Here is a 20836-nt window from a genome sequence, read left to right on the forward strand (position 1 = left end):
ATTGTATCACATTTAATAGCATGTAGCTAACAAGGTATAGTGTTACTCAAGCGAAACATTCTTAGTTGAGCGGAGTAATACTATTCTTGTTAGCGTAACATGCGTAGGTTTTAGAAGAACTTGGTTTTAGATAGATTTACAGATTTCTGCTGTCATCTTAGGTTTGTTCATACAGTAGATGTGGATGTGTCCTACTCCGCATTTACGAAGATCTCTAATTTGGTCAATAGCGTATTCTATGCCTGCTTTGCGCATGTCATCTGGTGACTCTCCATACCTTGCACAGATGTCAGCTAATTTCTTTGGTACAGATGAGCCTGCAAGTGTGACTGTAGAACCAATCTGTTTTGCAGATGTGATAGGCATGATTCCGGCTACAATAGGAATTGTTATGCCTGTCTTGTCGGCGCGCTCAGTAAAGCGATAGAAATCTGCATTATCAAAGAATAACTGGGAGATAAACATTTTAGCGCCCATATCCTGCTTCATCTTCATGAAAGCTAAATCAGAATCCATAGACATTGCTTCTGGATGCTTTTCAGGATAGCAGGAAGCGGAGATATCAAGCTTTGTGTTTTCGTTTAAGAAACGAATCAAATCGGTAGCATGAGGGAATACCCTTTTATTGAACTGTTCGTCAGACATGTCGCGAGGCTTGTCACCACGAAGAGCAAGCACGTGATTGACACCAACTGCCTCCAAGTCACGGGTCACTGCAAGAATGTCTTCTGAAGTGGAACCGACACAAGTCATATGAGCCATAGCGTCTGTGTGTAATTCGTTCTGAATATAAGAAGCTATTTCAACAGTCTTCTTTGAACGGCTTCCACCGGCACCATAAGTAACGCTTATGAAGTCTGGCTTTAATTCAGAAAGTGAGTCTAGTACCTTGTAACAATTTTCAAATTCATCGTCCTTCTTTGGAGGAAATACTTCAAAAGATAGAGATGAATCATTAGCAAACATATCTTTAAACATAAAAATCTCCTATAAACTAGCCAAAGTTAACAATTTAGACACATATTTTAAATAAAAAGATAGTATCATATTCACTAACGAAAAAAAAGCTTTTTGTGGGGATAATAAGGGAAAAAATTGTTGATTTTGGGAGTATTACATTATGGCCATCAAACGTTTAAGGGGAGTGTTTTCTAAAACCAGCAAAATACAATTTCCTGAACACAGAGATGTAGTTCGTGGATTAGGCGCAGACGGTATGGTGTTGCTTAAAAACAGCGGAATTTTGCCAATGAATAAGGGTAATGTTGCGCTGTTTGGAGCAGGTGCAGTAGACACAGTTATTTGTGGTCTATACTTCAACTACGTATTTACGGATTCCACTGTAAACGTTAAAGAAGGTTTGCTTAATAACGGATTTACGTTAACTACCGATAGCTGGCTGAGTAAAATGGAAAAGGCGGTAAAGCTTAACGACAAGAAGGAGAAGCAGGTAGCGAAGAAGGGATTGGCCTTCGAGGGGAAGCGCTGCCGTACTCCTGAAGTACCTATTTCTGTTGCAGATATGGCAGAAGCAATTTTAGGTACTGATACATGTATATATGTAGTACGACACGGAATTATAAGTGAAGGTGAGGAAGGTGGAGAGAATCAATACCAACTCACAGAAACCGAGCTTAGCAACATTGGTTTGATTGCCAGCTCTTTCAAAAATGTAATTTTAGTTATTAATTCCGGAATGCTGGAGCTTTCATCTGTTGCAAGGATGAAAAGCATTAAGGCGATTATTTATATGGGTGTGCCTGGCATGGAAGCAGGCAACTCATTAGCTGATGTATTGACGGGCGCAGTAAATCCAAGCGGTCGCCTTACTGCAACGTGGGCTAAAAAGTACAAGGATTATTCGACTTGCTATAGCCCATCAGTTTTAAACAAATCGGTAAAATCAAATGAAATCGATTATAAAGAAGGTATCTTTGTGGGATACCGTTATTTTGATGCATTTGATGTGACACCGCTGTTTCCTTTTGGCTTTGGTCTAAGCTATACATCCTTTGACATGGAATTAGAATATTTGGAAGCAAGCTGGATGGCTGTTGTAATGCGAGTGAAAGTTACCAACACTGGTGACTGCGCCGGCCGACAGGTTGTTCAATTGTATTGCAGCCAGCCTCAGGGAAATATTGAAAAGCCGTATCAGATTTTGGCAGGATTTGGTAAGACTGGAAAGCTTAAGCCAGGTGAATCAGAGGAGATGACTATAAAGATTCCAATCATGCCATTGTGCTCATTTGACGAGGAAAGCACTGCATGGGTAATGGAAAAGGGTGACTACCTCTTTAGACTAGGTTCAAATTCAAGAGATACAAAGCTTTGTGCTAAGGTTGTTCTAGATAGAATGACTATTATCAAAAGAGTTACAAATGTTATGGAGCCTACAAAGGAATTGAAATTCCTATCACCATCTCCTAGAGCAGAGGAAGATACAGGCTATATAAAGGTAGCTTCATTATCAGGGGACGATTACAATTCAGAAAATAAATATGTTCCGGTAAAACAGGATGTTACAACCTATCTTACAGAAGGTAGCAAGTATGCTTCTTATGTAAATGAGAATTCATATAGCATGCCTACTAGGGTTCATGAGAATCTGGAGTATATCAAACCGTGTGGCTCAACAACATTGTTTGATGTTATTAAAAATAAAGTATCAATGGAGGAATTTGTTTCTTCATTATCACCGGAAGTATTAGCCCGCATAGTGGCTGGCGAATGTGGCGAGTCAAAAGTAGAAAGCGAGAATCGCCTCAATTTTGATATTATTCATGAAAAGAATAAGCTTGGAATATCCGCAAGAACCACATCACAGTTTGCAACTACACTTGGTATTCCAGGGGTAACATTTGCTGATGGGCCATCGGGGCTTAGAATCGAAGGGGTGGCATGCACATGTTTTCCTTCGCCTATGAATATGGCCCAGACCTGGGATATGTCTGCAATGGTTCGTATGGGTCGAGTGTATGGAAGAGAGATGGAATACTATGGCATAGATTACTGTATAGCTCCAGCTCTTAACATTCATAGAAATCCTATGAGAAATAGAGCGTATGAATTTTATTCTGAGGACCCTTCGCTTGCAGGAATTCTTGGATCGGGATTTGTTATTGGCGTCAAGCGCTATGAAGGCCGTGATGTAATAATGAAGAATGTGGCTACCTACAATCAGGAAAGTGGTACATCTGATGTAAATATTAATGTATCTAGACAGGCATTTGGCGAGCTATATCTTAGACCGTTCTCTGCATGTCAAATGGTGGCTGCACCAGCAGGTCTGTTAAACTCTGGAAACAAGATTAACGGATATTATTCGTCTTCTCAGAGAGGCTTGAATACAGATATTATTAAAAGCGACTGGGGTTCAACAGGCATGGTGCTTTCCGATTGGGCTTCCAAGTCAGAAAAAGCTTATGATTTACATGCAGGCTGCGATTTGATTATGCCAGGCTTCGACCCGGATCATATTCTTGAGGCGATGATTAAAACATCCCCTACATTTGAGCCAGATGGATATGTAACCGTTGTAAACAAGAACTATGTCTATAATGAGCCAATGATTACATATGAAAAATGGGGCTCATTCCTGTTAGACAAGAATGGTGATACTCAGATCTCTACAGTAGTAGCTGCTGATGTTCAGGTAAGCGATAAAGTGTTAGAGCTTGAAAATCAAGGTCTATGCACGGTCAAAACTCAGGATGACGGAAGCAGATTAATCACCTATAAAGGTATTGATAGAGGTGCATATTTAGCCCTTGGAGAATTACAACAGGCAGTTATGAATGTTTTGGGTACTGTAAAGAATTCTGCATCAATGAAAAAGTTGATGGAAAACGCTATAAATTAGCATTTTTTACTTTAAAAAAAATACAGCCTAATATAAAATAAAAAACGTCGTGGGCAATTAGATATTGTCCACGAGTTTTATTTATTTTAATTAAAGAAAGGAAGTATTTTATGTTAGCAGAAATACTAGCTATAGTAATTTTTATTGCTATGTTTGTGCTTATTGTTTGGGATAGATTTCCTAAGCATTACGTTACTCTTGGCTGCGGAGCCTTGACCAGCATTTTTGTTTTCGGTGTTGGAATGAGAAGCGTAGAAGCATTTGTTAACACTCTGGCGATAGGAGGTATTTTCAAACCATCTTTTTGGTATGAAGCAGGAGAATCTGCAGAGCAGACATCAGGCGTCAACTGGGCTACAATCATTTTCCTTTGGGGAATGATGATCATGGTTGAAGGAATGGCTGAAGCAGGATTCTTTGATTGGCTTTGCCTTAAGATTGCAAAGCTTGCTCACTTTGAGCCAGTTAGAATATTCGTTGCATTTATGATTCTTTCTTCTGTACTTGCAATGTTTATCGATTCAATTACAGTAATTTTGTTCCTTGCAGCAGTTACTATCAGATTGGCTAGAACACTTAAGTTCAACCCAATTCCGGTTATTATGGCAGAAATCTTTTGTGCCAACCTAGGCGGAAGTGCCACTATGTGTGGAGATCCACCAAACATCATCATTGGTACATCATTGGGATACTCATTCTCAGATTTCGTAATGAACACAGGCGCAATCGGTGCAGTTTCGCTTGTCATTATCATTCTTTATTTCTATTTCACAATGAGAAATAGATTACAGGATCCTGCAGACAAGGTTGATCCATCTACTATCGATGTTGAAATCAAAATCGATAACATGAAAGAGTTTTTAACAAGTACTATCATTTTTGCAACAGCAGTTGTATTACTTGTTACACATGCTACAACAGGACTTACAGTAGCATTCATCGGTACATTTATTGCAATCATCACACTTGCAACTTCAGGGCGTAAGGCATGGACTCTTCTTAAGAGAGTTGACTACCACACATTATTATTCTTCATTGGATTGTTTATTGTAGTAGGTGGTCTCGAGGAGACAGGTGTACTTGTTGTTATTGCAGAATTCATTGCAAAGGTATCAGGTGGAAATGCTTATCTCATGATTGCGATTATCCTTTGGGTAAGTGCTTTCGCATCAGCATTCATCGACAACATTCCATTCTCAGCAACAATGATTCCTGTTATCAGAACATTGGCTGCAACTACAGGTGTTGATTTGTCTACAATGGCATGGACACTTGCAATTGGAACAGATATCGGTGGAAGCATGACACCAATCGGTGCCAGCGCAAATGTTGTTGGTATCTCTACAGCTGGTAAGGAAGGTTATCCTATCAGCTGGGCTACATACTGTAAGGAGCTTGTTCCAGGAACAATCATCGTTCTTGCAGTATCTATGATTAGCATTTTTGTAAGATATTTCTAAGGTTTATAAACTCGACTTCTTTGCTTGAATCAATTAGAATATAATTATAAAACAATACTGAAGGGGGAAACTTATGGGGCAGTTTATTATTTCAGTAGGTAGAGAGTATGGAAGCGGTGGACACGAAATTGCTTCTAGATTGGCGGAAAAGTTTAATGTACCACTTTACGACCGCAACATGCTTGATCATTTGGCGGAAAGAAATGGTATAGATGCGGAGGAATTACACAAGCACGAAGAAACCAAGCGTCAGGGATTAACCAGGACAGTCAGAGGACATTCTTCAAGCGTACAGGATCAAATCGCACAGCTTCAGTTCGACTTCATCAGAAACAAGGCAGAAAGCGGAGAAAGCTTTGTTGTAGTTGGACGTTGCTCAGAAAATGTTTTGAGAGACCATCCAGGTCTTATATCTATTTTCGTTAGAGGCGAAGAAGAAGCAAAGACAGAACGTATCTGTCGATTGTACAAATTAAATAAGCTTGAAGCCAAGGCAAAGATGTTCAGACATGATAAAAAACGTAAGGCATATCACAACTACTATTCAAAAATGAAATGGGGCGACAGTAGAGGATATGATTTCTGCGTGAATAGCTCGCTTATGGGTGTAGAGGCAACAGCAGATGCCTTATACGCAATGATTTCAGAGTATTTAAAGAACAAAGCAGAGCAGTAAAGTTTAGGGGATATGGGGAATAATGTATAGTGTTTTTTTAGTTGAGGATGAGATTGTCATTCGAGACGGATTAAAGGCCAGCTTCCCATGGGAGCAATATGGCTTTGCATATGTTGGTGATGCCGCCGATGGGGAGGTGGCATTACCTCTTATTAGACAGACAAAGCCTGATGTGTTAATCACAGACATCAGGATGCCTTTCATGGACGGAATCTCTCTGTCCAAAATGATCAAAAAGGAACTTCCTAATACAAGAATCATTATCATCAGTGGTTTCGATGATTTTTCTTATGCCCAGGAAGCAATCAGCATTGGCGTAGATAATTATCTTTTAAAGCCTATCACAAAGGATAAGCTTGGGGATGTTATGAATGATGCCAAGTCTAAGCTTGATAAGGAAAATGAACGAGACAAATATCTAGATCAATTCAAAGCAGAAAGTCAGGAATACGAACAGTTCGCCAGAGTCAGATTTTTCAATCAACTGGTTAGTGGAACTATGTCCGTATCTGAGGTTTATGAGAAGTCGGAGGAGCTTGGTCTTTCTCTAGATACTACTCATTACAACCTTGTTCTTTTGGATTTTACCCCAATGACAGGAATGCATACTGCACCAGTGTATTCAAAGCACATGGCTCGTTTATCGGAGCAGTTGATGCAGTATTTAAAATGCTGCCCAGAATACATTGTGTTCCATTGGAACATGGATACCTATGCAATCATTGTTAAGGGCGATGAATCTACAATCGAAAGCAATACTACTAATTTAATAGAAAATATCAATCGTAGATGTATGGTCTACGATGATGAGATACATTGGTATTTGGCACAAAGTGGAGTGATAACCAGACTGTCAGAGTTTGCAAAGGCCTGTCAGCAGGCAAACAAAAGACTCAGCTGTCGCTTTATCAATCCGGATGGTCATATCTTTACAGAGCAGGATGTGGAAGCTATGCGCACATTTGGTGAGGATAGTGCTAATACAATTGACCAGCGACTTGTTATGCTTTTTTTGGAAAATGCAGGCGAATCAGAGATAGATGATTTCCTTGATAACATAGTAAATCAGCAGACGAAGAGTGCATTGAGTTCTAGCATATTCTGCAAATATTTTGCAATGACCATGTATATGTGTGTCTGTGATTATCTGAAAAAACTTGGAGTGGATTCAGATAATGTTTTGGATTCAAGCACCAGAGGAAACTTAGAAAAGGTTACAAGCGACTCAGTTTTGAATGTTGTTTCAGATATGTTTAGAGCTGCCATTGCAAAGAGAAAGGATTTGGTAGGCAACCAGTCGAAGTCACAGCTTTCTGCAGCAATCAATTATGTGAACGAGCATTATTGCGATTCAAGCTTGAGTTTAAATGAGGTGGCAAAGGAAATAAATATTTCACCTAGCTATCTGTCTGCAATGTTTTCAAGAGAAAATAAAACTACCTTTGTTGAATACATTACATCAAAGCGTATGGAGCATGCCAAGGAATTGCTTTTAAATACTAAGGAGAAAACATCTGCAATTGCAGAAAAGGTTGGCTACAAGGATCCACATTACTTTAGTTACATTTTCAAGAAAACTTATGGAATTAGCCCTAAGGAATTCAGAGCGAAAGGGCAGGGAGTATGAGTGTTGAAGTAACAAACAAAAAACAAAAGCCTTCTATGAGCGTTATGCTTAGAAGGTTAATAGTGGTTATTTTTGTACCTATGAGTATCGTAATTGCGGTACTCATAGGTCTCTTATGTTGGAATGCTTTTCAATACAGAACAATTCTTCATAATGTTACAGCTGCATCTGCATTCAACCAGGATTTCAAAAGCGATGTAGATCTAAAGATGTTCTACTACGTTAGTGATAGTGCCTATGCAGATGGAAAACCAACAGAAGAGGTTGAAAAAGCCAGGGAGCTGGCGGAGCGTCTTTTGGAGCAAACTACAGAAAAAGATAGTATTGATTCCATAGAGTCGGTGCGAGATTTGTGCATAACCCTGGAAACTAGAATGGAAGAAGTGGATAATGCTGAGACCTATGATGAGGGAATGACTCAGCTGGAAAACAATATCTATATTCTGACTGATTTGATTCAGACCTATATGTACGATTACCTGTATTATGAATCAGTTCATCTTAGTGAGCTTCAGGAAGAGATTACCACGCAGGTTGAGTACATTCTTATAGGAACTGTTGCACTGTTTGTAATAGTGGTATTCCTGATTATCTTCTACGTTGCGAAGACTACAGAAGCCATCACTTCACCTCTCACAAAGCTGGCAGGTCGCGTGAACGATATTACAAATGGAGATTTCGAGCCAAAGACTCCTGTTGATGCCGCTCAGGCAGAGATACAAACTTTGTCAGATGGTTTCGAGGAGATGGTTGGAAAGCTTAATACTCTTATTCAGGAAAATAAGAGAGCTGAGAGAAGAAAACGACATGCGGAACTTGAGCTTTTACAGGCTCAGATTAATCCACATTTTTTGTACAACACTTTGGATACAATCATCTGGTTAATTGAGGCTGACAAAAAAGAAGAGAGTATAAAGATGGTTAGCGATCTTTCTGATTTCTTCCGTTTCTGCTTAAGCCGAGGAAAAGATATTATTTCTCTTCAAGAGGAGGAAAAGCATGTCCTCAGCTATTTGGCAATTCAGAAAACCAGATATCAGGATAGAATGGATTATCAGGTAAACATTCCTGAAAGTCTTTATGGGTACTCAGTACCAAAGCTTACGCTTCAGCCGCTTGTTGAAAACAGTATTTATCATGGAATAAAGCTTCAGCGCGAGAAGGGCTCAATAAAAGTTGAAGCGGTGGATTTGGATGACAGAATTGAGCTTGTAGTAAAGGATAATGGTGCGGGCATGACCGAAGAACGATTGCAGGAGATGAGGGCTGCAATCGTAAATGGGGAAAAGATAGGATTTGGTCTGCGCACAGTTCATGAGCGAATGCAGCTTTTGTTTGGTGAGGAATATGGCCTCACAATTTCCAGCACCGAGGGAGTTGGAACTACAATCACTGTAGTAATTCCAAAACAGAAGCATGACGAGAAGGGGATAATCAATGTTTAGGAAAAAGAGGGTTTTAAGCTTTATATTGGCTTGTATAGTTCTGGCCACATTTATCAGTTGCGGAGCTTCAAAAAAAGGGGAAGTGGTAGAAGAGGAAAGCTCCGATTTGATAGTGGTCGGTTTTTCGCAACCTGGCGCAGAATCGGCATGGCGAGTAGCACTTACTGATTCAGTTAAGGAAGCTTTTTCTGAGTCGAAGGGGTACAAGCTGATATACAAGGATGGTCAGTCAAAACAGGATAATCAGATTCGCGATATTCGTACCTTTATTCAGCAGGGGGTGGACTACATCATTCTTAGCCCTATAGTCGAAACTGGCTGGGACACTGTATTATCGGAAGCAAAGCAGGCAGGGATTCCTGTAATAATTTGCGATAGAAACGTCAATGTTTCTAATGAAGCATTGTACACAGCTTTTGTAGGTTCTGATTTTAAATCTCAGGGGGAGGCAGCCGTTTCTTATCTGGAAAAGATGTACGATTCTGATGGAGATGGTGTGACCGAGGATTTAAATATTGTTCACATTCAAGGAACTTTGGAATCATCGGCTCAACTAGGTAGGTCAAAGGCTTTGGCAAAAGCTATGGAGGAGCACAGCAATTGGAACATTGTAGCAGAAGACTGTGGTGAATTTACAAAAGCCAAGGCTAGAGAAATAATGGAAAATACATTGGAAGAAGTGAATCCAAGTGACATAGATGTGCTTTACTGTGAAAACGATGAAGAGGCAATGGGGGCCATCGCAGCACTTAATGAAGCTGGAGTAAAGTATGGTGTTGGCAGCAAAATCACAGTGGTTTCCTTTGATGCCACAAGAAATGCATTGGAACTTTGTATGAACGGACAGATAAATTTTGTAGTGGAATGCAATCCTCTGCAGGGCCCATATCTGTACAATATAGTAAATATGTTAAATCAGGGAAAGACAGTTCCTAAAATAACTTATGTTGATGAGAACACGTTTACACCTGATGAACTAACAGAGGACTACATTCAAAATAGAAAATATTAATTAGCCTTAAATGGAATGGTGACAGATTTGCTGTTGCCATTCTTTTTTATTTCCATAATCGCGTTAGCACATTCCTTACCCAAGGATTTGGAAGGAGTTAAGCTTGATGTGAAAATAGGAAATGTGCCATCACCGGTGATATTAGGATCGTCCACATAAACAGCTGATACTGTATCATACGCATATTTCAAAAATCGATTAATGCCGGCATTGGTACGAGAGTTAACACCCTGAGGATCATGATAGTTACAAAAATGATAGCTGTTATCCATTATTTCAAGATTGGCGTCACGGATGGCATCGGTAAATCCTGAAAAGGCCTGGATGGAAGAGTAGTTGTCATTAACAAAAATTCCACCAAGCTTTTTGTGGCCACGATTAATAAGATGACGAGCCATTTGGTAGCCGCGGCCATAATTATCTGTAGAGATAATTACAGGATTATAAATAGCCGAAGGTGCAGTATCAATGAAAACAATAGGAAGCTGGCGTTTGCATTGAAGCTGGAGCAAATCAACATTAGTTGATGGAAAATTGGAACGGGCCATCATAATAATAAGCCCTGCATAAATATCGTTCATAAGTAGCTGCAGGTACTGACGTTCCAGCTGATAGCTGTTTTGGGTGCTATGGAACTCCACCTCAAAACCGTTTTTCATTAGCATAGAACTAATATCAGAAAAAACATCAGTGAAAACCGCATCCTTATTGTTTGGTAACAGCACCATTACGGTTTTACTTTTGGAATTATCACTTTTGGCGATTACCGTGTTTCCGCTACCCCAATGTTTATCGATGATACCCTGCTCCACAAGCAAATCCAAAGCCTGCCTTACAGTGGAACGACTAACCTTGTATTCTTTTGCTAATTCTACCTCAGTAGGAAGCTTTGAGCCGATAGGGTATTTATTTTCCAGTATGTCATTGTTTAATTTATTTTTTAATGAAATATATTTTGGAATCATAAAATTTCACCTTTAATCATAAGAGTTTCCACGTTATCTATAAAAATTCTAACATATGTCAATGAAAATTGGTATGAAATTTATTAATAGTGAAAACATACCAATCATAAATTTTCCACATTTATTTCAAAAAAATTTCACTGTAAAAACGAAGAACAGGGAAATGTTTGTGAATTGGTATGGAAAATAATAAAAATAAAAATATTGGTACTATCGCATTCTTAGAAAGCCTTGAAATTAGGGTGATTTTATTGTTGCTATTTTTAGCCTTTGCTAAATTAATTATAGAAAATAAAAAACAACCAGGAATAAGGGGCCTGGTAAGGAGAAGGAAGGAGAAAAACCTTATGAAAAAAAGAATAGTAGCAGGAATGCTCGTAAGCCTTATGGCTGCATCAATGGTAGCTTGTGGTGGCGCATCAGACACAGCTTCAACAGATACAACATCTGACACAGCTGCAGCTGAGACAACAGAGGATGCTGGAAGTGATGATGCAGCAGCAAGCGGTGATTTAATCACAGTTGGATTCGCACAGGTTGGTCATGAGTCAGATTGGCGTACAGCTTCAACAAACTCAGTACAGGCTGCATTCTCAGAGGAGAATGGATATGACCTCCAGTTCGTTGATTGCGATAATGACTCAGCAACACAGATCGAAGCAGTTCGTCAGTTCATCCAGGATGATGTTGATTACATCGTAATCGATCCTATCGTTTCAACAGGTTGGGACACAGTTCTTACAGAGTGTGAGGATGCTGGTATTCCAGTAATCGTTATCGATAGAACAATTGATGATTCAGACAAGTATGTTTCATGGGTTGGTTCAGAATTCATGAACGAAGGTCTTGCAGCTGGTACATGGTTAAAGGATTATGCAGCAGCTAAGGGCATCTCAGATCTCAACATCCTTGTAATCGAAGGTTCTAATGGTTCATCTGCTCAGATCGGACGTACAGATGGATTCAAGAAGATTGCTGATGCTGAAGGTTGGACAATCCTTGATTCACAGGATGGTGACTTCACACAGGATGGTGGACAGCAGGTTATGGAATCATACTGCAAGTCTTATGAAGGCAAGTTCAACGTAGTTGTTTGCCAGAACGATAATGAAGCATTTGGTGCTATGGATGCTATGAAGGCAGCTGGTGTTTCTTATGGTGTAGACAAAGACGTTATCCTTATTTCTTTCGACGCTTGCAAGGCAGGTCTTGAGTATGTAGAGTCAGGCGATATCAATGCAGACTTCATGTGCTACCCACTTCAGGGTGAGTATTGTGCAGACATCGTTCAGCAGCTTGAGTCTGGTGCAACAGTTGCAAAGCAGACATTCATGACAGAGCCATGGTACGTTGCTGAGGATATCCTTTCAAGCATCACATACACAAACAATGCAGGTGAAGAGGTTACAGAAGATCTTGTAGTTGTAACAGACGCAGCATCACAGGCATCATACTAAAAATAAGGTAAGAGAGAGGGGAAGGGCAATTCCTTCCCCTTTATTTAAAAGGAAAGGTTGAAGAATTATGGATGAAAATTTGTTGATCACAATGCGAGATATCTCTAAGTCCTTTCCCGGAGTTAAAGCTTTGGATCATGCTCAGTTTACCCTGAGAAAGGGTGAAATACATGCACTGATGGGAGAAAATGGTGCGGGAAAATCAACACTGATTAAGGTGTTGACTGGTGTATATTCTCTTGACGCAGGTGAAATCCACGTTGCTGGAGTTGATGGACCTGTAGTTAATCATTCAACATTAGAAGCCCAGGAAAAGGGCATTGCAACAGTTTATCAAGAAGTAAACCTCTGTCCAAACCTCACTGTTGCAGAAAACCTATTTATCGGCCGTGAGCCAAAAACAAAAATTGGAACCATCGATTGGCGAACAATGAACAAGAGAGCCAAGGAAATAATGGATGGTTTGGAAATTAATATTGATGTAACTATTGCTCTTGAAAATTATTCTCTTGCAATCCAGCAGATGATAGCTATTGCAAGAGCTGTAGATATGGACTGTAAAGTTCTAATCCTTGATGAGCCTACATCATCACTTGATGATAACGAGGTAGAAAAGCTCTTTAAGGTAATGCGTGACTTGAAAGCAAAGGGAGTTGGAATAATATTTGTAACTCATTTCTTGGAGCAGGTATATGAGGTATGCGATACTATCACTGTTCTCAGAAATGGCGAGTTTGCAGGAGAGTACACAGTTGAGGAGATGCCACGTGTCAAGCTTGTAGCGGCAATGCTTGGTAAGGATTTCGATGATCTGGCATCTATCAAAAAGGAAGGGGCAGAACACACATCTGATGAAGTTGTCGTGGAAGCCAAAGGCCTTAGCCATAAGGGAACAATCAAACCATTTGATTTTGAAATCAAGAAAGGTGAGGTTGTTGGTGTTACAGGACTTTTGGGATCTGGTCGTTCAGAAATGGTTCGTTGCATCTACGGTGCTGATAAAGCTCAAACTGGTACTCTGAAAATGAACGGCAAAAATCTTAATGTAAAAGAGCCTCTTGATGCTATCAAAGCAGGCATGGGATATTTGCCAGATGATAGAAAGGCGGACGGCTGTATAGGCGACCTTTCAGTAAGGGAGAATATAATTCTTGCCCTTCAGGCTAGAAACGGAATGTTCAAAAAGATTCCTGTTTCAAAACAAATCGAACTTGCAGACAAGTTTATCGACATGCTTCAAATCAAGACAGCATCTCGTGAAACTCCTATTAACCAGCTGTCAGGTGGTAATCAACAAAAGGTTATCCTTGCAAGATGGTTATGCACACATCCTGATTTCTTAATTCTGGATGAGCCAACCAGAGGTATTGATATCGGAACAAAGACAGAGTTCCAGAAGTTGGCTTTGAAATTTGCGGAAGAAGAGGGAATGAGCATTGTATTTATTTCCTCTGAAATTGAAGAAATGCTTCGTACATGTTCAAGAATGTACGTAATGCGCGATGGCGCCCAGGTTGGAGAAATTACTGAAAATCTTAACCAAGAAACAGTCATGGCAGCCATAGCAGGAGGTGCAGAATAATGGAAAACTTTAAGAAATTAACAAAACAACCACTATTCCTACCAATCTTCTGTATGATATTGGTTTTGCTTATCAACTTGATTAAGAGCCCTGCATTCTTTTCAATCAAGATTCAGGATGGTGTTTTGTTTGGACGTTTAATCGATATTTTGAACCGTGGTTCAGAAATCGCAATCCTTGCAGTAGGACAGACACTTGTAGTTGCAGTTTCAGCAGGTACTGATATTTCCGTTGGTTCAGTAATGTCATTATCAGCATGTAGCTGCTGTATGTTACTTGCAGGCTACGGAAACAACTCAGTAAACGAGCTTATGGTTCCAATGGGAATCGGAATGCTTTTTGGTGTACTTATGGGTGGTGTCTGCGGTGCAATGAACGGTGCCCTTGTATCCAAACTAAAGATACAACCAATGGTCGCAACCTTGATTTTATTTACGGCGGCACGAGCAATCGGTTTGTTGCTTTGCAACAACCAGATTACGTATATACGATATGAGCCTTACAAATATTTAGGTAACTTCCTACCAGGATGTCCAATACCTACACCAGTATTTGTGGCAGCATTAGTAATCCTTATTGTAACTATTCTTTTGAAAAAGACAGCACTTGGACTTTATATCCAGTCAGTTGGTATCAACAGCAGAGCAGCTAGAATATCTGGTATCAATTCAGATGTAATTTGCTTTATTTGCTACCTTGTTTGTGGTATCTGTGCTGGTATCGCAGGTATTGTAGCTTCATCAAGAATCTACTCAGCAGATTCAAACAACATTGGTCTTAACTACGAATTGGATGCCATCCTTGCAGTAGCACTTGGTGGCAACTCACTTGGTGGTGGTAAATTCAACCTTGCTGGTTCAATCATTGGTGCATACACAATCCAGGCAATCACAACAACACTTCTTGCTATGGGTGTTTCAACAGATAAGGCTCCAGTGTTTAAGGCTATCATCGTTATCATAATCGTAGTAGTGCAGGCTCCTGCATTCAAAGCCTACATGGCAGCAAGAAAGGCCCAGAAGGCTCACATAAAGGAGGCAGCATAATGAAGACGAGAAGAAAATTAGATCCAAATACAGTTTTAATATTTATTACAATCGGCCTCTTCATATTTATGTATATTGTAGGCTGCCTGATTTATCAGGACAAAGGTTTTGGAAATTTACAGACATTCCTAAATATCCTTATCAACAATGCCGGTCTTATCTGCGTAACCTGCGGAATGACATGTGTTATGTTGACAGGCGGAATTGATATTTCTGTAGGTTCAGTCATCGCCATGGACTGTATGTTACTTGTTTATGGCATGACAGAATGGCACATGGGTGCTGTTCCAATGGTAATTCTTGTTCTTGTAATTGGCCTTGTATTTGGCGCAGTTCAGGGATTCTTAGTTGGATATTTAGAGATACAGCCATTCATTGTAACAATGGCGGGCATGTTCTTTGGAAGAGGTATGACAGCAGTTATCTGCTCAGGTCAGATTTCTATTACAGAGGCTGACAACCCAGTATTCTATGCTTGGGCAAATTCAAAAATCAATCTTCCAGAGTTCCTTGGAAAGGTTAACAAGCATGGTAAGGTAGTTGTTCCTTACATGAGACCAACAGTTGTTATTGCCCTTGTTGTACTTGTACTTATCTTCTTGATGTTAAAGTACACAAAGTTTGGTCGTAACCTTTACGCTGTTGGTGGAAACCAGACATCAGCAACAATGATGGGCTTGAATGTTAAAAAGACAAGAATGCTTTCACACATTCTTTCATCATTCCTTTGCTCAATCGGTGGTATTCTTTATTGCTTGAATACAATGTCAGGTTCAGTAAACCAGGCAAAGGGTCTTGAAATGGATGCTATTGCATCAGCCGTTATCGGTGGAACACTTCTTACAGGTGGTGTAGGAAACGTAATCGGTTCACTCTTTGGTGTTCTCATCAACGGTACAATTACAGTACTAGTTAATACAAACGGAAAGCTCCTTTCTAGTTGGGCAAACATAGCAACGGCAGCACTCCTTTGTATTTTCATAATCCTTCAGTCGGTATTTGCCTTAGTTAAGGCACGCCGCAATAAGTAACTTTCTTTTTCTAACAAAATCCTTCAACATGGAAAAGGCGGGTGCGTTCTGCATCTGCTTTTTTCATGTTTATTCACTGTTATTTCATATTATTTCCCCTGAAAATGAAGTATTATATATTTGACATTGATGTTTTTTAGAGGAGAAAAACATGGCTAAAAGTGATTTTAAAGATAGTTTAAAAAAGCAGATGCTTACAATGACGCTGGTACCTGTTATATTGCTGACTGTGGCAATTATTGTGACAAGCGTAAGTATTGTAAGAGCGTCAATCACTAATCAAATTAAAGACGAACTTATTCATGATGCAGAATTGATAGGCTTTGTTTTTGATGAATTTTATGTTGGCGATTATAGAATAGAAGAAACAGGTGAAGAAGGGGAAATAGAGATTTATAAGGGCGAACAAAAGCTCAATGGAGAAGACACTCTTATAGCAACCATGTCTGATTTTCTTGATATCGATGTATCTATTTTTATAGAGGACACTAGAATTCTTACAACACTTCATGATGATGATGGTAACAGTGCTATGGGCACAAAGGCTGCAGCGGTTGTTAAAAATGAAGTTTTGAAAACTGGTGAAAGTGTATTCTATGATAATGTGGTCGTGTATGATAAGAAGAGCTTTGCATACTATACAGCACTAAAGGATGATAAAAATAAAGTCATTGGTATGATTGCTGTATGTCGTTCAGCGGAAGATGTTCAAGAAGAGGTCTTCAAATATGTACTTCCTATTATTGCTATATGTGTAGTGGTGGCAGTATTCTTTGGATTCATTATGGTTCATGAAGGCAATAAGCTGGCAGGTAGAATTTTCAAAATGGACAAATACATGAACCGCCTTGCCAGTGGCGAATTTGATTTTGAAATGCCACGAGAACTCATAGCAAAAGATGATGAGATAAAGCATCTTGCCACAGATGGAAAGAGAATGGCTGGTTCCTTAAAGAAGCTTGTAGAATATGATGCTCTAACTGAGCTCAACAATCGTCGTTCTGCTGATAAGAAGCTGGAAGAAATCAGAGTGAAGGCAGTGGAAATGGGAAATAAGTATTGCGTCTGTATTTCAGATATCGATTTCTTTAAAAAGGTTAACGACACCTATGGCCATGAAATGGGTGATTTTATTCTTAAATCAGTAGCGGACAAACTGAAGGCCGGCATGGTAGGCAAAGGCTTCTCAGCTCGTTGGGGTGGTGAGGAATTCCTTCTCATTTTTGAGAATCGAGAGCTGGATATCGCCAGAAGAGAGCTTTCCATGATTATGGATGAGGTTCGCACTATTTATATTCCAGACACAGATCGTCAAATCACTATGAGTTTTGGCCTTACTGCCCTTGTCCCAGGTGAAACCACAGATGAAACCTTAAAGCGCGCCGACGACAATCTATATGAAGCCAAGGAAACAGGCCGTAATCAGATTATCTGTAAGTAGTGATGGGCCTTGTTTAAGTGTAGAATGTTGATTTTGGTTATTCATTTTACAGCTTTGACTCAGCTAGGGGAGTTTTAGTGGAGTTTTGTTAAGTGGAAATTATAAGATATGGTTTTTCACTTAAAATTGAAGAGTTGGGTTAAGTGAAATACGTAATTTTTGATTTTTCACTTAAAAAAACAGTGTATTTGCTTCAAAGTATTTAGATAAGTTAAGTGAAACATGTATTGCCGGAAATAAACTTAACAAAAAGTTAAGTGCGAAATGAGATTCTTATTTTTCACTTAAGTGACTAAAGGATTTTAGACAAAAATATAAGTGGAAAATAGTATTTTTCCAAATAAACTTAACAGGCAGTTAGAGTTTTAAGTGGAAAAGTTTACTTTTACAAATTCACTTAACAATTTTGGGCCAAGTAGCAGTAGTTGGTTAAGTGATATTTTAAAACAAGAAAATAAACTTAACTGCAATAGAGAATAGAATAAAAAGGTGCTAGATTTTATGAAATTAAGGAATGTGCTCATAGTTGTAAAAGATATAGAAGCTTCAAAGAAGTATTATCATGATTTGTTTGGGCTGGATATGCTTCTAGATAATGATGGCAACATGATTTTGACAGAAGGCTTGGTTCTTCAGGATGAGAAGATATGGAATAGCTTTATTAATAAAGATATAGTTCATAGAAATAATTCCTGTGAATTGTATTTTGAAGAAAGGGATATTGATGCTTTTATTGAAAAGCTGGAAAAGTTGTATCCTGATACTATATATGTGAATAAGTTAATGACACATAGCTGGGGACAAAAAGTTGTGCGTTTCTATGATCTAGATGGCAATTTGATTGAGGTTGGCACACCAACGTAAACAATTCTAAACATAGACTTGACTCTAATTGGAAACCGTGATAAGCTAATCGAGTTTTTGAAAAAAGTGTGAAATTTGTAATGAAAGGTAGAAGGTTAGCATGAAAATTAGAGATTTTATTGAAGAGTTAAGTCAGTATGATCAGGATATTGAGCTTGTAATAGATGTAGATGGAACTTTTGTTACTCCATCAGTTAATAGAGAAGTTGTTCATTTTAAGCATGATTTCTCAGGAATCGCATTCAAGGATGAGGCAATTGTTCTTGCAAAGCGTAAATAGTATATATTTGAATTCAGGGTCTGGCGAAAGCCAGACCCTTTTGTGTGTATATAGATAGAAGACATAATAAAGAGACTATTTATTAATTGAGGGTATAAGATTTTTATATTGTTGTAGAGAGATAAAAAAGATATTATGTAACTATAGGGAGGATAAATGATGGAAACAATTTTAAATATCATTACCACTGTCTGTGGCAAAATACAGGTAGTGTCCGATTTATTCTGGGATTTCCCAACAAATTTTGAATGGTATGCAAACATACCTATCCTGGGAAATTTTTCACTGGCGATTATTCTTTTGATTGGCTCAGGAATCTATTTTTCAATCAGACTAAAGTTTATTCAGGTTAGAAAGTTTAAGAGAGGAATAGAAGTATTAAAGACTAGCAAGGCCAAGACTGGTATCTCACCACTTGCTTCTTTCTTCCTTTCAACAGCTATGCGAGTAGGACCAGGAAATATCCTTGGCGTTACAGGAGCTGTTTCAGTAGGTGGTCCTGGTGCACTTCTTTGGATGTGGATTTCTGCATTCTTTGGAATGGCTACAGCATTTGTAGAGTCTACACTTTCTCAGATTTTCAAAGAGAGAAAAGATGATGAATATGTAGGTGGTATGGCTTTCTATGGACGCAGACTTATAAAGAATTCTGCAATAGTTGGTGTTGTATTATCACTTATGTACATTATTTATGCATTGCTTTGCTTCCCAGCACAGGGATTTAACACAGTCTCTGCAATGGGCCAGATAGCAAGCATTGTTAGCGGACAGGAGCTTCCAACAACACATGCTGTATATTGGATTGGCTTTGTAATCGTTATCATTGCAACTATCTCAGTTTCATTTGGTGGAACAAAAAAGATTTCAAAGGTTACTGATGTACTTGTTCCAATCATGGCAATTGTTTATGTGTTAACTGTTGTAATACTTATTGTCATCAACTTTACAAGAATTCCATGGTTCTTCTACGCAGTATTTACAGAGGCATTCAAGCCAGAAGCAGTTTTCGGTGGAGCATTTGGAATCGCTCTTATGCAGGGCGTAAAGCGTGGTCTTATGTCTAATGAGGCAGGTCAAGGTACAATCACAATGCCAGCAGCTGCTTCAGATGCAAAGCATCCATGTGACCAGGGCTGTGTTCAAGCAATAGGAGTTTTCCTTGATACAATTGTTATTTGTACACTTACAGGCTTTGTTGTAATCATGGGTCGTGTATGGCTCACAGATGCAGGTGAAGCATGGTTCGAGCTTGGCAAGCTTCCAAAGTATCTTGCCTCAGCAGCAGAGCTTACACCAGGCACAGCATTCAACGTAGTAGTAACCCTTCTTATTTCACTTTGCTTTGGACTTTTTGCATTCACTTGCTTGTTAGGATTCATGTCCTTCTCAGAAATCTGTGCAAATAGAATCAGCAGAAGCAAGGTGTTCATAAATGTTATTCGTATACTCGATATAATAGTTATCTGCTTTGGTATGCTTACATCAATCGTAGGAATGGACTTAGGTGCCCTTTGGGATTTATCAGATTTTGCAAACATTCTGATTGCATACTGCAACATTCCACTTTTATACATCGGATTTAAGTATGTTAAAAAAGCCCAGATACATTACGAAAAAGAAGATGGCACACCATTCACATCAGAAGTTGTTGGCATTGATGTAAAGGTTTGGGATGAGAAAGCAAAACAATAAAATATATTTTATGTAAAAGGTACATTAAAAAAGGCTGGTCATTTTGATATGTACCCTCTTTACTGGACAATAAAAAGTTCAGTAAGGAGGGTTATTTTTATGCGCTATAGTTATGAATTTAAAAGGAAGTGTATTGAAATGTATAGAAACGGGACTATGCCAGATGTTCCTGATGGAATATCTAAAAGTCAGTTTCAACATGAAATTCGTAAATGGGTAAGGATTGAAGAGGCTCAAGGGCCTGAAGCATTACAACATAAAAACTCAAATAAGGTTTGGACTCCTGAAGATAAGTTAGCTCTTATTTCTAAAGTATATGCTGGGGAATCAATCACATCGGTAGCGTTTAATGCAGGAATTAACGATGGTTTGCTTTATCAATGGGTTCGCAAATAT

Annotated in this window: 17 protein-coding genes; 15 read left to right on the plus strand and 2 right to left on the minus strand. The window is 39.0% G+C overall.

What is annotated here, in order from left to right:
- Positions 1 to 126 precede the first annotated feature (126 nt).
- The gene (gene metF / locus CRN97_RS11070; protein WP_097076931.1) at positions 127 to 978 is read right to left on the minus strand and encodes a methylenetetrahydrofolate reductase [NAD(P)H]; all 852 of its coding nucleotides are present in this window, start codon (positions 976 to 978) and stop codon (positions 127 to 129) included.
- A 142-nt stretch (positions 979 to 1120) separates the two neighbouring features.
- On the opposite strand from metF, the gene CRN97_RS11075 reads away from it, so the two are divergent.
- The 6 genes from CRN97_RS11075 to CRN97_RS11100 all read left to right on the plus strand — a co-directional run bounded on the left by CRN97_RS11075 (position 1121) and on the right by CRN97_RS11100 (position 10082).
- Positions 1121 to 3862: a glycoside hydrolase family 3 protein gene (locus CRN97_RS11075; RefSeq protein WP_097076932.1), complete on the plus strand. Its 2742-nt coding sequence runs from the start codon at positions 1121 to 1123 to the stop codon at positions 3860 to 3862.
- A gap of 110 nt (positions 3863 to 3972) precedes the next feature.
- Entirely contained in the window at positions 3973 to 5322 is a 1350-nt protein-coding gene (locus CRN97_RS11080; RefSeq protein ID WP_097076933.1) for an ArsB/NhaD family transporter, read from the plus strand.
- 73 nt (positions 5323 to 5395) lie between these two features.
- The gene (locus CRN97_RS11085; RefSeq protein WP_090394991.1) at positions 5396 to 5998 is read left to right on the plus strand and encodes a cytidylate kinase-like family protein; all 603 of its coding nucleotides are present in this window, start codon (positions 5396 to 5398) and stop codon (positions 5996 to 5998) included.
- Positions 5999 to 6020: 22 nt separating this feature from the next.
- On the plus strand, positions 6021 to 7625 hold the full coding sequence (locus tag CRN97_RS11090) for a response regulator transcription factor (protein WP_097076934.1): 1605 nt from the start codon (positions 6021 to 6023) through the stop codon (positions 7623 to 7625).
- Positions 7622 to 9070 (plus strand): sensor histidine kinase, encoded by a 1449-nt coding sequence (locus tag CRN97_RS11095; protein ID WP_242962084.1) that lies wholly within the window; start codon positions 7622 to 7624, stop codon positions 9068 to 9070. Before CRN97_RS11090 ends, CRN97_RS11095 begins: the two co-directional genes overlap by 4 nt.
- Entirely contained in the window at positions 9063 to 10082 is a 1020-nt protein-coding gene (locus CRN97_RS11100) for an ABC transporter substrate-binding protein (protein ID WP_097076935.1), read from the plus strand. The genes CRN97_RS11095 and CRN97_RS11100 overlap by 8 nt, the downstream gene beginning before the upstream one ends.
- Here the strand turns inward: CRN97_RS11100 and CRN97_RS11105 are convergent.
- The gene (locus tag CRN97_RS11105; protein WP_097076936.1) at positions 10079 to 11047 is read right to left on the minus strand and encodes a GntR family transcriptional regulator; all 969 of its coding nucleotides are present in this window, start codon (positions 11045 to 11047) and stop codon (positions 10079 to 10081) included. The two genes, CRN97_RS11100 and CRN97_RS11105, sit on opposite strands and share 4 nt — an antisense overlap.
- 347 nt (positions 11048 to 11394) lie before the next feature.
- Here CRN97_RS11105 and CRN97_RS11110 point away from each other — a divergent pair, with 347 nt between their 5' ends.
- The 9 genes from CRN97_RS11110 to CRN97_RS11150 all read left to right on the plus strand — a co-directional run.
- Positions 11395 to 12504, plus strand: coding sequence for an ABC transporter substrate-binding protein (locus CRN97_RS11110; RefSeq protein ID WP_097076937.1), 1110 nt, complete (start codon positions 11395 to 11397; stop codon positions 12502 to 12504).
- Between the two features lie 67 nt (positions 12505 to 12571).
- Positions 12572 to 14086 carry a sugar ABC transporter ATP-binding protein gene (locus CRN97_RS11115; protein ID WP_074792047.1) on the plus strand — a complete coding sequence of 505 codons (1515 nt, stop codon included), beginning with the start codon at positions 12572 to 12574 and terminating at the stop codon, positions 14084 to 14086.
- Positions 14086 to 15132, plus strand: a complete 1047-nt coding sequence (locus tag CRN97_RS11120) for an ABC transporter permease (RefSeq protein ID WP_074792045.1) — start codon at positions 14086 to 14088, stop codon at positions 15130 to 15132. Before CRN97_RS11115 ends, CRN97_RS11120 begins: the two co-directional genes overlap by 1 nt.
- Complete coding sequence (locus tag CRN97_RS11125; RefSeq protein WP_033151695.1) at positions 15132 to 16163, plus strand: ABC transporter permease subunit; 1032 nt, start codon at positions 15132 to 15134, stop codon at positions 16161 to 16163. The genes CRN97_RS11120 and CRN97_RS11125 overlap by 1 nt, the downstream gene beginning before the upstream one ends.
- Before the next feature lie 151 nt (positions 16164 to 16314).
- Positions 16315 to 17604: a diguanylate cyclase domain-containing protein gene (locus CRN97_RS11130; RefSeq protein ID WP_097076938.1), complete on the plus strand. Its 1290-nt coding sequence runs from the start codon at positions 16315 to 16317 to the stop codon at positions 17602 to 17604.
- 501 nt (positions 17605 to 18105) lie between these two features.
- The gene (locus CRN97_RS11135) at positions 18106 to 18468 is read left to right on the plus strand and encodes a VOC family protein (RefSeq protein ID WP_097076939.1); all 363 of its coding nucleotides are present in this window, start codon (positions 18106 to 18108) and stop codon (positions 18466 to 18468) included.
- Between the two features lie 100 nt (positions 18469 to 18568).
- Positions 18569 to 18748: a hypothetical protein gene (locus CRN97_RS11140; protein WP_074792040.1), complete on the plus strand. Its 180-nt coding sequence runs from the start codon at positions 18569 to 18571 to the stop codon at positions 18746 to 18748.
- Positions 18749 to 18904: 156 nt separating this feature from the next.
- Complete coding sequence (locus CRN97_RS11145; protein WP_330400136.1) at positions 18905 to 20440, plus strand: alanine/glycine:cation symporter family protein; 1536 nt, start codon at positions 18905 to 18907, stop codon at positions 20438 to 20440.
- Positions 20441 to 20539: 99 nt separating this feature from the next.
- Positions 20540 to 20836, plus strand: a 297-nt coding sequence (locus CRN97_RS11150; protein ID WP_143483263.1) for a transposase, incomplete at its 3' end; no start/stop codon positions are given.

The organism is Pseudobutyrivibrio ruminis DSM 9787 (assembly GCF_900218035.1).
Taxonomy (GTDB): Bacteria; Bacillota; Clostridia; order Lachnospirales; family Lachnospiraceae; genus Pseudobutyrivibrio; species Pseudobutyrivibrio ruminis.